The organism is Variovorax sp. VRV01 (assembly GCF_014852545.1).
GTDB lineage: Bacteria > Pseudomonadota > Gammaproteobacteria > Burkholderiales > Burkholderiaceae_C > Variovorax > Variovorax beijingensis_A.
Genome location: NZ_JACVBS010000008.1, coordinates 94,104 through 110,113, shown reverse-complemented (window position 1 = coordinate 110,113; position 16,010 = coordinate 94,104). Strand labels below are relative to the sequence as shown.

Sequence of the window (16,010 nt, the reverse complement as noted above, 5' to 3'; positions counted from 1 at the left end):
TCGAGGGTTTGGATGGCCGCACGAGGCTAGTCGATGGCCTGCCGGCCAGCCAGTTCGGGCATCGCACAACCTCGAACTTCTCATCGCTTTTAGCGATGAATCATCGGAGGTGCTGGCAGGCCCTCGGCGTTTTCGCTTGTCTTGCGCCGACACAGCCGCGTCAGCCAGCGGCAGAAGGCTCGGGCGAGGTCCGGGTTGGCGCTGCGATTGACCGCATAGGCCCGGTACTCCTTTCCGCTGGGCACGCGCGACCCAGGCAGGACTTCCAGCAGGCCCTGCTTGATGAGGTCCGCGACGACGATGTGCGGCGTCACCAGCAGGACCTGGCCCGTCGTGACCGCCGGCAGCGCCAGGTAGTGATGGTCGTAGCGGGCGCCAGAAATCACGTCCGACGTGCGCAGGCCCAGCCCGCGCAGCCAGGTCGGCAGAATGTCCGGCCGCGAAGTGATGGCGAGTACCGGCGTGGTCTGCAGCGCGTCGAGGCCGCGCCCCGCGACGCAGTCCGGGGAGCCCACGCACACCAGGTGTTCGTCGTAGAAATCCCAGCGGTCCGCGGGCTCGGTCAGCGTCAGATCCCGCGTCAGCAGCACGTCGAAGCTGTCGGTGGAGGTCGGGATCGACAGGGAACTGATGACGTCCACGGTCACGCCGTTCATCTCCCTCGAAAAGCCCGCCAGGTTGGGGATGAGGACGGTGTAGGCGAAGGTCGAGAGGGACGTCCTGACGACAAGGCGATTGCTTTGCGTCTCGTCGGCGCGCCGCAGCCGCCTGGCGGTGAAAAGTATGGTTTCAAGGGGCTCGGCGACCGCGTCGGCGAAGAGCCGCCCGAAGTCCGTCAGCTGGCTATGCCGTCCCCGGCGCTCGACAAGCTGGGCCCCGAAATACGCCTCGAGCACGGCCAGGTGGCGGCTCACCGAACTCTGGGTGATGCCCAGGGTCTTCGACGCCCGCGTGACGTTGCTGTCCCTGGCGATCTGCACGAAGACCCTGACCGCATTGAGCGAAAGTTCCTTTTCCTCGGCCACACCTTCTCCTTTGGCGGTTGTCATCGATCCCGAATCCGGGTGTTTATATCGAATTATTCGATGGATGTCACCCTTCTGTCGCACACCGATTCAATAGTGACGGCCTTGGGCGCAGCTGCCGCTTCGCCTGCCCACTCCAAAGGTCGCCATGCTCAACCTCACATTGAACCGACGTAACTTCGTGGCCGCGGGGGCCGGCGCGTGTCTTGCGCCGTGGACCGCCGCCAGTCCTGCCGCCACGCCGGCCGCTCAACGCCGCGTGTTGCGGGTGGGCATGAGCGGATTCCCCTCGATCATCGAGCCCGTGATGTCGGTGTCCACTGCAACCCGCCGCCTCGCACCGCAATTGTTCGACACGCTGATCGCCTTCGAACAGAACGAGAGCATGGCGCTGCGCCCGGCGCTGGCCGAGCGCTGGGAGCGCGTCGATGGCAAGGCCGTGCGCCTGTTCCTGCGCAAGGGCGTCGTCTTCCACGACGGCAGCTCATTTACCGCCGAAGACGTGGCTTTCTCGCTCAGCCCCGACCATCTGCTCGGCCCGGGCAAGGCGGGGCGGTCCGCGGCGATGGCGACGCTGGACACCATCGAGGGCGTTCGCATCGTCGACGCGCACACCGTCGTCATCCATACCAAGGGCGACGACGTCCTGCTGGAAAAACGCCTGGCCTCGTGGTGCGCGGAGATTGTCAGCAAGCGCGCCTTTGCCGCCGCCGGCGCCTGGGACAAATGGATGGCCGCGCCGGTGGGCACAGGCCCATACAAGCTGGTGCGCCAGACGCTTGACGTCAATGTGGTGCTCAGTGCGCACGACGCCTACTGGGGAGGGCGGCCACCTTTCGCGGGCATCGAATTCAAGACCATTCCCGAAGCCTCGTCACGGGTCAATGCGCTGGCCGCCGGTGAAGTGGATGTCATCACGGACCTCGCACCCGACGCTTTTGCCGATGTCACGCGCCGGGCGGGCCTCGAAGTGGCGGGCGGCGCGGTTCAGAACATCCGCTACCTGGCGATCGATCAGAACGACCCGGTGCTGTCCAAGGTGGGTGTACGCCGGGCGCTCAGCCTGGCACTGGACCGCAAGACCATGATCGAGGCCTTGTGGCAGAACCGCCTGTACCTTCCCAACGGCTTTCAATTGCCCAGCTACGGGGAGGGCTACATCAAGGACTACCCCATGCTGGCGCACGACCCTGCATTGGCCCGCAAGCTGCTCAAGGAGGCAGGCTACAACGGGGAGGTCATCACCTACAAGCTGCTCAATGACTACTACCCGAACCAGGTGATCGGTGCGCAGACCATGGTGGAGATGTGGAAGGCCGTGGGCCTCAACGTGAAGATCCAGATGATGGAAAACTTCTCGCAGCTCCAGGTCAAGGGCTCGCGCGCGATCTTCGACAGCTCCTCGACCGCCATCTTTCCCGACCACCTGGCCCATGCCTGGCGGGAGTTCAGCCCCAAAGGGACGCTGCCGCAGGTGGGCCTCTGGAAGAACGACGAGTATTTCGGCCTCGGCGCAAAACTCAAGGGCACCGCCGACGTTCAGGCGAGGCGGCCCATCATCCGCCGGATGCTGGACATCCTCACACAGGACGACCCACCCTGCGTCGTGCTCCACGGCTCGGGCCAGTTCTACGGCAAACGCAGAGAAGTCGCGTGGGCCCCCGGCCAGACCCTGGATCTGAACTTCGGCCCCTTCAATCGCGCGTATGCCGGCCGCTGAGCCACGGCAGGCCGAGGACTTCTCCATGACATCACTGTTCCCCGGCGCCGAGCCTGCCGGTACGCCTGCCTCCGCTTCCGCTCCCTCTCTGCTGGAGATTTCCAACCTGACGGTCGACTTCGACGGCGTCAGGACCATCCACGGCCTTGACCTGCGTGTTGCCCCGGGCGAAATGCTTGGCATCGTGGGAGAGTCGGGCAGCGGAAAGTCCGTGACCTGGCTCGCCGCCCTGGGGCTGCTGCCCGCTCGGGCCGCCGTCGGCGGCGAGGTTCGACTGGGTGGTGAGCAGTTGTTGGGCGCCCCCGTCGCGACCCTGGAGCGAGTCCGCGGCAAGCACATTGCCATGATCTTCCAGGACCCGGCGAGCTCCCTCAACCCTGTGATGCGGGTGGGCAAGCAACTCGGCGAGGCGCTGGCACTGCACCGCGGCCTGCACGGCGCGGCCGCGCGCGCCGAAGCCAAGCGTCTGTTCGACCTGGTGGGCTTGCCGGACGCCGCGGCGCGCCTGAACAGCTACCCACACGAGCTCTCCGGTGGACAGAACCAGCGCGTGATGATCGCCATGGCGCTCGCGGGCGAACCCGAACTGCTGGTCGCCGACGAGCCCACGACCGCCCTGGACGTGACTGTCCAGGCCCAGATCCTGGACCTGCTGGCTGACATCCGTGAGGAAACCGGGATGGCTGTGGTGCTGATCAGCCACGACCTCAGCGTGATCGCCGAAACCTGCGCGCGGGTGATCGTCATGTACTGTGGCCGGATCGTCGAGGACACGCCGTCCGAGTTGCTTTTCGAGGCGCCGCTGCATCCCTATACGCGTGGCCTGTTGGCCGCACTCCCGCCCTTGGCAGGACCACGCCGCCGTCTGGCCACCATCGAGGGCCAGGTCCCCAATCCGGCCAGCATGCCGCAGGGTTGCGCCTTCGCGCCGCGCTGTCCCGAGCGCCAGGCGATGTGCAACAGCGCGACGCCGGCACTTGTGCGCGTCGCGCGCGGGCGCCAGGCTGCCTGTGTGGGCGTGCAGGCACCGCAGGCCAAGACGTTGCACTGGCATCGAAGGGCCCAGGCATGAGCGAGCACATCCTGGAGCTGAACCGCGTGTCGCGCCGCTACACCCCCCGCAAGGGGCTGCTGGGCCGCGGGCCGACTGTGCACGCAGTGGACGAGGTGTCGCTGGCCGTGCGCCAAGGGACGACGCTTGGCCTAGTGGGCGAATCCGGTTCAGGCAAATCGACCACCGGCCGCATGGCCCTGGGATTCGAAGTGCCCGACGAGGGCGAGGTGCGGGTACGCGGCCAGTCCCTGCCGCGCGCGGGTACCCTCGCCTGGCGCAGGATGCGGGCGGACATGCAGATGATCTACCAGGACCCCCTGGCCGCCCTGGACCGCCGGCTGCCCGTCCTCGAGCAGGTGCGCGAGCCGCTGGACATCCACGGCGTCGGCGACGCCCAGGGCCGCAGCGATGCCGCGCTGGCGATGCTGGGCTCGGTGGGACTGGGCGCCGATCACGGGCGCCGCCTGCCGCATGAGCTGTCGGGCGGGCAGCGCCAGCGCGTCGTGCTGGCGCGGGCCTTGGTGACACAGCCCGAGCTCCTGGTCTGCGACGAGCCCGTCTCGGCGCTGGACGTTTCGATCCAGGCGCAGGTGGTCAACCTGCTGGTCGACCTGCAGGCGCGCCTGGGGCTGAGCATCCTGTTCATCAGCCACGATCTGCGGGTCGTCAGGCATGTGAGCCACCGCATCGCGGTGATGTACCTCGGCCGCATCGTCGAGCAGGGGGACACGGACCTTATCCTGTCGGCGCCGGCGCATCCTTACACGCAGGCGCTGATTTCCGCGGCCCCCGCCTCGGGGTTTCGCGCCAAGCGGATTGCGCTCAAGGGCGAACCGCCCAGTCCGACCGCGCGGCCTACAGGCTGTGCGTTCCATCCGCGCTGTCCTGCGGCGCGACCCCAATGCGGCACCGAACGACCGGTGATGCGCGAGGTCTCCAGCGGCCACCACGTCGCCTGTCACTTGGCCATCGGCGAGGTCGAGCCGGCAAGGGATCGAGTCTGATGCTTCGCTTTTCCCTGATCCGCCTGCTGCGCGCGGCATTGACCGTGCTGCTTGTCGTCACCTTTGCCTTCGCCATCCTGCGCCTGTCGGGCGATCCGGCGCTCAGCATCCTGGGGGACGACGCATCGCCCGAGGCGCTGGCCGCCTTCCGTCGCGCCTGGGGCCTGGACGACCCGCTCTGGCGCCAGTACCTGAACTACATCGCTGCGTTCTTCCAAGGGGAGTTTGGCCAGTCCATGCGCAGCGGCGAGCCAGCGCTCGGGCTCGTGCTCAGCCGCGTCCCGGCCACACTGGCGCTCACCCTGCCCGCGCTGGCCCTGAAGCTGGGCATCGGCCTGCCGCTGGGTGTTCTCGCCGCGCTGCACCGCGGCAGCGCCACCGACCGGATCGTCATGACCGGCGCTGTCGCGGGCTTCACCATTCCCAGCTTCGTACTGGGCCTGACCCTGGTCCAACTCTTCTCGATCTCGCTCGGATGGCTGCCGACCGGCGGCGCCGGGGACTGGCAGCACCTGCTGCTCCCGGTACTGACCCTGGGCATTGGGGGTGCTGCCGTGCTGGCGCGCTTTGTCCGCAGCGCCATGCTGGAGGTGCTGGGCCAGCATTACGTGCGAACCGCCAGCGCGAAGGGGCTGCCGTGGAAGGCGGTGGTCCGCGGCCACGCCCTGCCCAATGCTGCCATACCGACGATCACCATCATTGGGCTCATGGTGGGCAACCTGGTGGCCGGTTCGGTGGTCGTCGAAAGTGTCTTTTCCTGGCCCGGCATCGGCAACCTGCTGGTGGTGTCGGTCATGAGTCGCGACCTCTCCGTCGTGCAATGCATCCTCCTACTGGTCGCCGTCACCATGGTTGCGTCCAACCTGGCGGTCGACTTCCTGTATGGCGCCTTCGACCCACGCCTGAGGCACGCCCAGGCATCGGGCACGGATTCGAAATGAGCACATCCATCATGCCGGGCCACGCCCCCGGCGAAGAACTCCACCAGGCAACACCAGTGACTCCACGTGCCAAGCGCATGCCCGCATCGGTTTGCCTGGGCATTGGCTGGATCGTGCTGGTGATCGTCGTGGCGTTGGCGGGAGACATTCTTGCGCCCCACGCCTTCACCGCCATCGATTTGCGCAACCGGCTGGCCGGGCCATTCCAGGCGGGCCACTGGCTGGGCACTGACGAACTGGGGCGCGACATCCTCTCGCGTCTCATCGCCTCCGTCCGGATATCTTTGCTGGTGGCACTCGGCGCGACCGTGATTTCGGCCACCGTCGGTACGTCTATCGGCTTCCTGGCCGCCCATGCCCGAGGGAAGCTGGAGCAGTTCATCCTGATGCTCGTCGACTTCCAGGCGGCGGTGCCGTTTCTGCTGCTGGCGCTGTCCGTCCTGGCTTTCTTGGGCAACTCCCTGCCCCTCTTCGTCGCCCTGATGGGCCTGTACGGCTGGGAGCGCTATGCGCGCATCGCGCGCGGGCTGGCCATCGCCGCCGACTCGCAGGGTTATGCCTCCGCCGTCCGGCAGTTGGGGGCCGGCCCGCTGCGGGTGTATGTGCGGCACATCCTGCCCAACATCGCCTCGACCTTGATCGTTTCCATGACGCTGACGTTTCCGGAGATCATCCTGATGGAAAGCAGTCTTTCCTTCCTGGGTCTTGGCGTTCAGCCGCCTATGACGAGTCTGGGAAACATGGTCGGCTTCGGAAGGGCATTCATGACACGGGCGCCGTGGATCATGTTCGCTCCGGCGGCAACGATCGTGATCACGACGCTTGCCGTCAGCGTCGTCGGCGACTGGCTGCGCGATCGCCTGGACCCCAGCTTGAAGTGATGCGGCACAACGGTTCTCCGCCCTGCCCGTTTGACCTCGGCATAGCAGTTTGCACATCTCCTCAAAATGAAGACAAATTCCATGATCAAGACACGGATCCTCGTCGTGAGTTTCGACGGCTTACGCCCGGATCTCGTGGTTCCCGAACTGATGCCCAACCTTTGCCGCTTGAGGGACATGGGACTCACCCTGGCGAATCATCGCACCGTCTATCCGAGCGAGACACGAACAGCTTTTCCTAGCCTTGTGACCGGTGCGCCTGTCGGCGTGCACGGCATGGTGGGCAACAGGTACCTCGACCGTTTCGCCGTTCCGCACCGCCTCATCGATACAGCCGACGCAAGACTGTTGCGCAGCCTCGATGTCGAGAGTGGCGGGCAACTGATGTCGGTCGCTTCCCTCGGTGAAATCCTGGCTTCGGCCGGATTGAGCCTGGCCGTGATTGCGACCAACACGCCTGGCACCACGCGCCTGTTCAATCACAAGGCGGAGGATCTCGGCCACATTCGGCTCTCCGGGCATTACCGAGAGTCGTGCACACCACTTTCGGTACTTGCGCAAGCCGAGGAACACATCGGCCCCTTGCCCCCGGCACCTCCTCCAGATGAGCCAGATACGTTGGGGCAAAGCTGGATCACGTCCGCCTTTCTGGAGGTGGTCTGGCCAAAACACAGGCCTGACGCCACCATTCTGTCGTTCGGAGAGCCCGATATCACCTCTCACTTCCACGGAACGGCTGCACAGTCGACCCGTCAGATCATTGCCCATTGCGATCATGAATTCGGCCGCTTGCTCGATTGGTGGCAATCGGAAGGGCAAGAGGCTGGGGTACAGATCTTTGTCACCTCCGACCATGGCCACATCACCGGACACACGAGCGTTTCGGTCGCCGATAGCCTTCGGGAAGCGGGATTTCATCCCGCATTCCAGCTTGGGGCCGGCGTCGACGTTCTTATCGTTCCCGGCCACGTCGGCGCACTGTACCTGGCGACTCCGAACGACAGACAGATTGCGAGGCTCGTGGCAGCAATCTCCAGCATGCCTTGGTGCGGGCCCATCTTTACCCGCGCCAGGAACATGACGGAAGGTATCGCGCCCGGCAGCCTGCCCCACCATTTGGTTTTTGCGGCTCACCTACGCGCCCCCGATGTCTCCTTCTCCTTTCGGACGGACGATGGTCTTGATCCCTTCGGTCTGCCAGGGCGTACCTTCTATGACAACGACCGCCGCACGGGTCTTGGGCTGCATGGCGGCCTCCATCCGAAGGAGATGGCGACAGTCGGCATCGCTGCAGGCTCACTGATTCAAGGGAGAGGCACGGTCTCGATGCCTCCATCAGGCATTTGCGATTTGGCACCGACCATTCTTCACATGATTGGAATCGAACAACCGCGGAGTATGCAAGGCCGGGTTCTTCATGAGATCTTCGACGGCACGGCGAGGCAAGAATCAAAGCTGGGCGTCCATACGGAAGCCTTCGAAGCGAAGCTGGGGAGCTACTCGCAGGTCCTGCGCCGCGTACGATACGGATCGAGAACCTACGTTGAGAGCGGTGCAGCTGTTGGCTGATACCCGTAGGAGCGTGTGCGCCTGCCATCGCCCGACATCTGGACGTTGCAGCCGACCAATCCTGGGGGGTGCGGAAGAAAACTTGGACTACCTAGAGGTAGCTCATGAATTCATACGAAGATCGCATTCGAGCCGTCGAGCTCTACATCAAGTTGGGCCAACGCGTGGCACCAACCATTCGCCAACTGGGCTAGCGAATGTGACCGAACTCGAAATCTACTGCGGCTCGTCGTCCATACGCGGTTGTGACTCTCTCGTCAGCGTCTTGGCCAGCAACCGCAAAGTACTCGCGCAGGCTGCAGTGGCCTCGGAGAGGACGGCTCCGCGCCGGTAGGCCAGCCCCAGGTCCATTGAGGGCACCGCGCTCGACACCACCGTCCTGCGAATGCGCCCGCCGTCGTGCGACCATGGGCGAAACACCAGATCTGACAAGATGGTCACACCCACGTTCTGTGCAACGAGGCTGCGCACAGCCTCGATCGATTTGGTGCGGAACACGACCTTGGGCTTGAGCTTCATCGCGCCCCAGTAGCGGCCCACGGTGTCCACGTGCTCGTCCATGTCCAGCAGCACGAAGGGCAGCTGCGCGATCTCACGCAGCGACACCGACTTATGCGCCACCAGCGGATGGTCGAACGACGTCCACAGGCGGCGCTGCGACTTCAGCAGGTTTTCGCGCCGGATGTCCGGCGCGCGAGAGAGGTTCGACACCAGTACCACGGCCAAGTCGAACTCGCCGCTGCGCAGGCCGTCCTCGATCTCGAGCCGGTTGCGCTCCACGGGCTCGAACTCGACCAGCGGCAGTTGCCTGCGCATTGCGCCGATGATCTTCGGCAGCATGTATTCGGACACGGTGTCGGTGATGGCAATCTGCACCTTTCCCTCGACCGAGGACACCGAGTTGCGCGTTTCTTCCACCGCCGCCTCGAGCGTGTGCAGCATGTGCTCCGCGTGCCGAAGAAAGCCCTCGCCCTGCACCGTGAGCCGCAACCCGTCGGAGTGCCGCGTAAAGAGCTGCACCTTCAGCATGGACTCCAGGTTCTTGAGCGAAGTGGTCAACGATGGCTGACTCACATAGCAGCGCTGGGCCGCGCGGGACACCTGCCCCGTGTGCGCGGCAGCCACGAAGTGCTGCAGCTGCTTGATCGTTATCGACATAGCTTTGCCCTATATCGCTCTATTGAAAATAGAGATTATGAATTGTCCACGGCAATTCATAACATCCGAACAGCACGCCATGTCAGGCGTGTGACGAGGACGCCCACAGTTCCAGCAGCAGGAGAAACCCATGCCATCGACATCACAGACTTCCGCCAGACCAGGCGCCCCCCCCCCTGTACCCCAAGACGCCCAGGCCGATGCCGGGCTGTTGAGCCGCTTGGGCCTGCGCTTCACAGCCTGGGCCGAGCGCTGGTTTCCCGACGCCTTCGTGTTCGCGGCCATCGCCGTGGTGGTGGTCGCGGGCGCCGCACTGCTCAACGGATCGAGCCCGCAGGCGGTGGCCAAGTCCTTCGGCGACGGCTTCTGGAGCCTGATTGTTTTCACGATGCAGATGGCGCTGGTGGCCGTCGGCGGCTACGTGGTGGCGACCTCGCCGCCGGCCGCGCGACTCATCCGCAAGCTGGCCGCACTGCCCGTGTCGGGGCGCCAGGCCATCGCGTACGTGGCGGCGATCAGCATGATCCTGTCGCTCTTTAACTGGGGCATTTCGCTGATCTTCAGCGCGCTCTATGTGCGCGCACTGGCCGGCCGGCTCGACCTGCGCATGGACTACCGTGCCGGCGGCGCGGCCGCCTACCTTGGCTTGGGCGCGACCTGGGCGTTGGGGCTCAGTTCGTCGGCGGCGCAGTTGCAGGCCAACGCCAGCAGTCTACCCAAGAGCATTCTTAACATCACCGGCGTGATTCCGTTCAGCCAAACCATCTTCCTGTGGCAGTCGGTCGTCATGGCGCTGGTGTTGATCGTCGTGTCGGTGGCCATCGCTCTATGGTCGGCGCCCGACGCGAAGCACGCGGTTACGGCGCAGGACCTGGGCGTGGACCTCACGGAAGTGAAGCCGGCTTCCCCCGAGTCCGCCGAGCGCCGCCCCGGCGAGTGGTTCGAACGCAGCCCGCTGCTCACGCTGCTGCTGTGCGCGCTGGGCTTCGGCTGGCTGGCGCAGGAGTTCATGGCCAAGAGCCCGCTGATCGCGATCTCGGGCCTCAACACCTACAACCTGCTGTTCCTCATGATCGGGCTGCTGCTGCACTGGCGCCCGCGCAGCTTTCTCGACGCGGTGGCGCGCTCGGTGCCGTCGACGGCGGGCGTGATCATCCAGTTCCCGTTGTACGGTGCCATCGCGGCCATGCTGACCGGCGCCAAGGGCGACGCAGGCATCACGCTGTCGGACCGCATCGCGCATCTGTTCGTGAGCATCTCCAACGTCGACAGTTTCACCGTGGTGATGGGCGCGTATTCCGCCGTGCTGGGCTTCTTCATTCCCTCGGGTGGCGGCAAGTGGATCATCGAGGCGCCCTACGTCATGCAAGCGGCCAACGACCTGAAGGTCCACCTGGGCTGGGCCGTGCAGGTCTACAACGCGGCCGAGGCGCTGCCCAACCTGATCAACCCGTTCTGGATGCTGCCGCTGCTGGGCGTGCTGTCGCTGAAGGCACGCGACATTGTGGGCTTTACCTTCCTGCAATTGCTGGTGCATGCGCCCCTGGTGCTCTTCATGCTCTGGGCCTTCGGTCGCACGCTGAGCTATGTCGCGCCGGTGATGCCTTGAGCCAAGCAGGTTCCGGATGCAAGTGATGACGACGGCGTCAATGCAAACCAAGCAGGGCTACTGCACACTCTGCCGTTCGCGCTGCGGCACGCTCAACGAGGTGCGCGACGACATGCTTGTGTCGGTACGGCCTGACGCCTCGCACCCCACCGGCCAGGCGATGTGCATGAAGGGCAAGGCCGCGCCCGAGCTTGTGCACAGCCCGCACCGCCTGCGCTACCCGATGCGCCGCACCAGGCCCAAGACCGAAGCGGATCCTGGCTGGGTGCGCATCGGCTGGGACGAGGCGCTGGCCGAGACCGCGCAGCGCCTGGGCGCCATCAAGGCCGAGAGCGGTGCTGAGTCGGTGGTGTTTGCCGTGACCACGCCCAGCGGCACGCCGCTGACGGACAGCATCGACTGGATCGAGCGCTTCGTGCGTCTCTTCGGCAGCCCCAACATCTGCTACGCGACCGAGGTCTGCAACTGGCACAAGGACTTCGCGCACGCCTTCACCTTCGGCTGCGGCATGCCCGCGGCCGACTACGCACAGGCCGAACTGATCGTGCTGTGGGGTCACAACCCCGCGAACACCTGGTTGGCACAGGCCAATGCCATCGGCCGGGGTCGTGCGAAGGGGGCGAAGATGGTGGTGATCGATCCGCGCCCCACCGCGCTCGCGCGGCAGGCCGACACCTGGCTGCCCGTGCGACCCGGCACCGATGCGGCACTGGCGTTGGGACTGATCCACCTGCTGATCGCGGACGCGCGCTTCGACGAAGACTTCGTGCGCGCTTGGACCAATGCCCCGTTGCTGGTGCGCGGCGACAACGGACACTTCCTGCGTGAGCAGGACCTGTGGCCCGATGCCGAGGGCAACCGCTTCGTGGCGTGGAACGAGGCGCTCGCTTGCGCGGTGCCTTATGACACCGCGCAGGCGGCGCAAGCCCAGGACGCAGCCAACTTCCGCTTGCGCGGCGCGGTCGAGATCGATGTGGGCGCACATCGCCTGTCGTGCGCTCCGGCTTTCGAGCTGCTGGCCCAGGGCTGCGCCGCCTATACCCCGCCGGAGGTCGAACGCGTCACCGGCGTTGCTGAAGCCTCGTTGCGCGCAGTCGCTGACCTCTTTGGCACTTACCGCCGCGTGGCCTATCACGCCTGGACTGGCATCGGCCAGCACACCAATGCCACACAAGCCGAACGCGCAGTCGCCACGCTGTATGCGCTGTGCGGCAGCTTCGATCGCATCGGCGCGAACCGCGTTCGCGTCGGTCCGCGCGTCAACGTCGTCAACTCGCTCTCACTGCTGCCCGACGCGCAGCGCGCCAAGGCGCTCGGTCTGGCGGAGCGCCCGATCGGCCCCCCAGCGCACGGCTGGGTGACAGCGCGCGACACCTACCGCGCGATTCTCGAAGGCGAGCCTTACAAGGTGCGCGCGATGATGGCTTTCGGCACCAACCTGCCCGTGTCGCAGGCCGACACTGCGCTCGCGCACCGGGCGCTGTCGCAACTCGAATTCCACGTGCACTGCGACTTGTTCGAAACACCCGCCGCCCAGTACGCCGACATCCTGCTGCCGGTCAATACGCCATGGGAGCGCGAAGGCCTGCGCATCGGCTTCGAGATCGACGACCGCGCGGCCGGTTGGGTGCAGCTGCGCCAGCGCATGGTCGCGCCGCGCGGCGAATCGCGCGCCGACAACGATGTGCTGTTCGATCTGGCCATCCGCCTGGGCATGGGTGATGGCTTCTTCGGCGGCAGTCTCGACGCTGGCTGGAACCACATTCTCGAGCCGCTCGGCCTCACGGTCGACCAGTTGCGCGCCCGGCCCGAAGGCATTGCCTGCGCCGTCGACGTGAGCGAGCAGAAATACGCCCGCGCCACGCCCACCGGCGTGCGCGGCTTTGACACCCCTACGCGCCGTGTCGAGCTCTATTCCGAAACCCTGCTGCGCCACGGCCAGCCGCCGGTCGCCACCTTCGTCGAACCGGCCGACACGCCGCGCGACGCGAAGACCACGCGCCAGGGCCGCTTCCCCTATGTGTTGAGTTCGGCCAAGAACGGCTTCTATTGCCACAGCCAGCACCGCAGCCTGCCCTCGCTGCGCAAGCGCGCGCCCGATCCGGTGGCCGAGCTGAGCCCGGCGCTGGCGGCCGCCAAGGGCATCGTGGACGGCGACTGGATGCGCATCCGCACGCGCGTGGGCGAGGCCCGTTTCGTCGCACGCGTTACACCCCAACTGGCGGACGACGTCATCGTGGCCGAGTTCGGCTGGTGGCAGAGCTGTCCCGAGCTCGACCGAAACGGCCTGCCGGTCGAAGGCGCGCTGGGCAGCAACTTCAACGCGCTGATATCCGCCGACAGCTGCGACCCCGTGAGCGGCTCGGTCCCGCACCGCTCCTTTCTCTGCGACATCGAACGCGACCCGGCTACCGAGACGCGGCAGCGCAAGTGGACCGGCTACCGTCCCTTCCGCATCAACGAGCTGCGGCCCGAGGCCGACGGCGTGCTGGGCATCCACTTCGAGCCGGTCGACGACGGCGAACTGCCCGACTACCGCCCCGGTCAGCACGTCGAGATGCAGTTGCATCTCGACGACGGCACGCAGGTCACGCGCGCCTACTCGCTCACGGGCGCGGCCGAGGTGCCGGGCCGGCGCAGCTACAGCGTGGCCGTGCGCCACCAGCGCGGTCTCTCGGCCGACGGCACGCCGCACGAGGGGCGCGTGTCGAGCCATCTGCACCGCGCGCTGAAGGTCGGCGACACCCTCGCGCTACGTGCGCCGTCAGGCGGCTTCGTGCTGCCGCGTCACTCGCCGCAACCGCTAGTCTTCTTCGCGGGAGGCATCGGCATCACGCCTTTTATCAGCCTGCTCGAATCGCTGCCCGACGGCGCGCAAGGGCCGGCCATCTGGCTCTACTACGCCAACCAGAACGGTACGACCCACGCTTTTCGCGAGCGTATCGCGCGGCACCGCGCGCGGCTGCCGCAGTTGCAGGTCGTCGACCACTACAACGCTCCGCGGCCGCAGGAGCGCAGGGGCATCGACTACCAGTCGGACCGCTACATCGACGCGAGCGTGGTGGACGCTGCGCTGATCGCGCAGCGCGCCCGTTTCTACATGTGCGGACCGCTCGCCATGATGGACGCCCTGACCGCCGGGCTGATGGTGCGGGGCGTTCCGCGCTTCGACATCTTCAGCGAGGTATTCCGCTCGCCCACTACGCCGCCCACCGATGGCGACCAACACTTCACCGTCAGCTTCGCGCGCTCGGGCCATGCCCCCGCGACGTGGACGCCCAGACAGGGCACGCTGCTGACTTTTGGCGAATCGCTCGGCCTGCAGATGGCCAGCGGCTGCCGCGTAGGCCAATGCGAGAGCTGCGCGGTGCGCCTGCTGGCCGGCAAGGTCCGTCATCTGCACGGCAGCGAGCCGGAAGACCCGGCCGTGTGCCTTGCCTGTCAAGCCATCCCACTCGAAGACGTGGTGCTCGAGGCATGACCGCGGCACTTCCATCCACTTGATTCCATCCGCAACCCCATGAAAATCATCGATACGGAAAGCACCCGCCGTGCGCTGCCTTTCGACCGCCTGATCCCGGCACTTCGGGAGATGTTCGTCGCTGGCTGCGAGGTACCTTTACGGCATACACATTCGCTCCAGGCCGAAGCGGACGCCCCACCCCGCACCGTGCTGGTCATGCCGGCGTGGCAGCACGACCGCTACCTGGGCATCAAAACTGTGACCATCTTCCCGGACAACGCGCTGCGCGGCCTGCCCGGACTGTTCTCGACCTATGTGCTGTACGACGCAAGCACGGGCGAGCCGCTGGCGCAGATCGATGGCAACGAGATCACTTCGCGGCGCACCGCTGCCGCATCGGCCCTGGCCGCTTCTTATCTCGCGCCTGCGGGTGCGCGCAGTCTGCTGGTCATCGGCTGCGGGCGTGTCGGCAGTCTCATTCCCGAGGCCTACCGTACCGTGCGTCCCATCGAACGCGTGGTGGTGTGGGACCGCGACGAATCTGCGGCGAAGGCACTCGCTGCGCGACTGTGCGCGCAGAACATCGAGGCAGCCGTCGCGCCGGACCTCGCCAAGGCGGTGAACAATGTCGACGTCGTGAGTTGTGCCACGCTCGCCACGCAGCCGCTGGTGCAGGGCGCGTGGCTGCGGCCGCGCAGCCACCTCGACCTGATCGGCAGCTTCACGCCGCAGATGCGCGAAGCCGACGATGCCTGCTTTGCTAGCGCACGTCTGTTTGTCGATACGCAAGAAGCGTTGCAGAAGAGCGGCGAACTGCTCGGGCCCATGTCGCGCGGCGTGTTCACCGCCGCAGATGTGGCGGGGGAATTGGCCGATCTGGCCGCGGGCAGGATTCAGGGACGAGCCGAAAGTGACGGGCGGACCGTCTTCAAGGCTGTGGGTACCGCGCTGGAGGATTTGGCCGCTGCAGTGGTGGTCTACGAGGCGTCCGATCCGAGCTGAGGCACTTACCCCTTCGCGGGCCGCCGTACTCTGCCGGGCACTCGATGCTCACACCAACGACCTTGCTGATCAGGGTGTCGACTTCGGCAGCCAGTCCTTCATGGACCCGGCCTGCGGCGGCGCCGCCTTCTTGGCCCCTATGGCGATGCGCATGTGAACGGCGCTGGCGGCTACCAAACAACTGAAACGCTGGTGATCGAAGGACGAGCCGCCGATGTGCTCAATCTCCTGGGAATCCTTCCAGACCGGGTTTTCTGGATGATCGCCCCCTGGACTTGTCGTCTACCCATGGCCGAAGCCACGCGGACCCATGATGTCTCCGGCGGCACGGGTGATTTCAGCGATCTGCTGTTCCTGGATGTTGATGGTGTTCGTCCTCCTGTCGGCGAGGACTATTCGTTCAGCAGTAGGTTCTTCAGTCATTTGCCGCTGTGCTCGGCTGCTAGCGGCTGCGCAGTTGTCGGATAGCAATGGAACTGCTGGCCACCCTCCATCTGCCGATTCGTTGAATCCTCTCCGCACCCAATTTGGCGATCCGTTCAGCGTAGAAGTAACTGAAGGTACTACGCGCAGCCCTCTTGCGC

At 65.8% G+C, this 16,010-nt stretch carries 12 protein-coding genes; 10 read left to right on the top strand and 2 right to left on the bottom strand.

Features of this window, described 5'->3' with window-relative positions; translation table 11 throughout:
* Window positions 1–89 precede the first annotated feature (89 nt).
* A complete protein-coding gene (locus IB278_RS15950) occupies window positions 90–1,049 on the bottom strand; it encodes a LysR family transcriptional regulator (protein ID WP_225612941.1) in 960 nt (319 codons plus the stop codon).
* A gap of 124 nt (window positions 1,050–1,173) precedes the next feature.
* Here IB278_RS15950 and IB278_RS15945 point away from each other — a divergent pair, with 124 nt between their 5' ends.
* The 6 genes from IB278_RS15945 (at window position 1,174) to IB278_RS15920 (ending at window position 8,194) form a co-directional block, all read left to right on the top strand.
* Window positions 1,174–2,745: an ABC transporter substrate-binding protein gene (locus IB278_RS15945; protein ID WP_225612940.1), complete on the top strand. Its 1,572-nt coding sequence runs from the start codon at window positions 1,174–1,176 to the stop codon at window positions 2,743–2,745.
* 25 nt (window positions 2,746–2,770) lie between these two features.
* Complete coding sequence (locus tag IB278_RS15940) at window positions 2,771–3,817, top strand: ABC transporter ATP-binding protein (protein WP_192324074.1); 1,047 nt, start codon at window positions 2,771–2,773, stop codon at window positions 3,815–3,817.
* The gene (locus IB278_RS15935; RefSeq protein WP_192324072.1) at window positions 3,814–4,803 is read left to right on the top strand and encodes an ABC transporter ATP-binding protein; all 990 of its coding nucleotides are present in this window, start codon (window positions 3,814–3,816) and stop codon (window positions 4,801–4,803) included. Before IB278_RS15940 ends, IB278_RS15935 begins: the two co-directional genes overlap by 4 nt.
* A complete protein-coding gene (locus IB278_RS15930) occupies window positions 4,803–5,744 on the top strand; it encodes an ABC transporter permease (protein ID WP_192324070.1) in 942 nt (313 codons plus the stop codon). The genes IB278_RS15935 and IB278_RS15930 overlap by 1 nt, the downstream gene beginning before the upstream one ends.
* The gene (locus tag IB278_RS15925; RefSeq protein ID WP_225612939.1) at window positions 5,741–6,625 is read left to right on the top strand and encodes an ABC transporter permease; all 885 of its coding nucleotides are present in this window, start codon (window positions 5,741–5,743) and stop codon (window positions 6,623–6,625) included. The genes IB278_RS15930 and IB278_RS15925 overlap by 4 nt, the downstream gene beginning before the upstream one ends.
* A gap of 81 nt (window positions 6,626–6,706) precedes the next feature.
* Window positions 6,707–8,194, top strand: coding sequence for an alkaline phosphatase family protein (locus IB278_RS15920; protein ID WP_225612938.1), 1,488 nt, complete (start codon window positions 6,707–6,709; stop codon window positions 8,192–8,194).
* A 216-nt stretch (window positions 8,195–8,410) separates the two neighbouring features.
* On the opposite strand, the gene IB278_RS15915 is transcribed toward IB278_RS15920, so the two are convergent.
* On the bottom strand, window positions 8,411–9,352 hold the full coding sequence (locus tag IB278_RS15915) for a LysR family transcriptional regulator (protein ID WP_192324066.1): 942 nt from the start codon (window positions 9,350–9,352) through the stop codon (window positions 8,411–8,413).
* A 130-nt stretch (window positions 9,353–9,482) separates the two neighbouring features.
* On the opposite strand from IB278_RS15915, the gene IB278_RS15910 reads away from it, so the two are divergent.
* From IB278_RS15910 to IB278_RS15895, 4 genes are all read left to right on the top strand, one after another.
* Complete coding sequence (locus tag IB278_RS15910; protein ID WP_412556327.1) at window positions 9,483–10,961, top strand: short-chain fatty acid transporter; 1,479 nt, start codon at window positions 9,483–9,485, stop codon at window positions 10,959–10,961.
* A gap of 40 nt (window positions 10,962–11,001) precedes the next feature.
* Window positions 11,002–14,442: a molybdopterin-dependent oxidoreductase gene (locus tag IB278_RS15905; protein WP_225612937.1), complete on the top strand. Its 3,441-nt coding sequence runs from the start codon at window positions 11,002–11,004 to the stop codon at window positions 14,440–14,442.
* 39 nt (window positions 14,443–14,481) lie between these two features.
* The gene (locus IB278_RS15900) at window positions 14,482–15,426 is read left to right on the top strand and encodes an ornithine cyclodeaminase family protein (protein ID WP_192324062.1); all 945 of its coding nucleotides are present in this window, start codon (window positions 14,482–14,484) and stop codon (window positions 15,424–15,426) included.
* Between the two features lie 153 nt (window positions 15,427–15,579).
* Window positions 15,580–15,894 carry a hypothetical protein gene (locus tag IB278_RS15895; protein ID WP_192324435.1) on the top strand — a complete coding sequence of 105 codons (315 nt, stop codon included), beginning with the start codon at window positions 15,580–15,582 and terminating at the stop codon, window positions 15,892–15,894.
* Window positions 15,895–16,010: the final 116 nt, after the last annotated feature.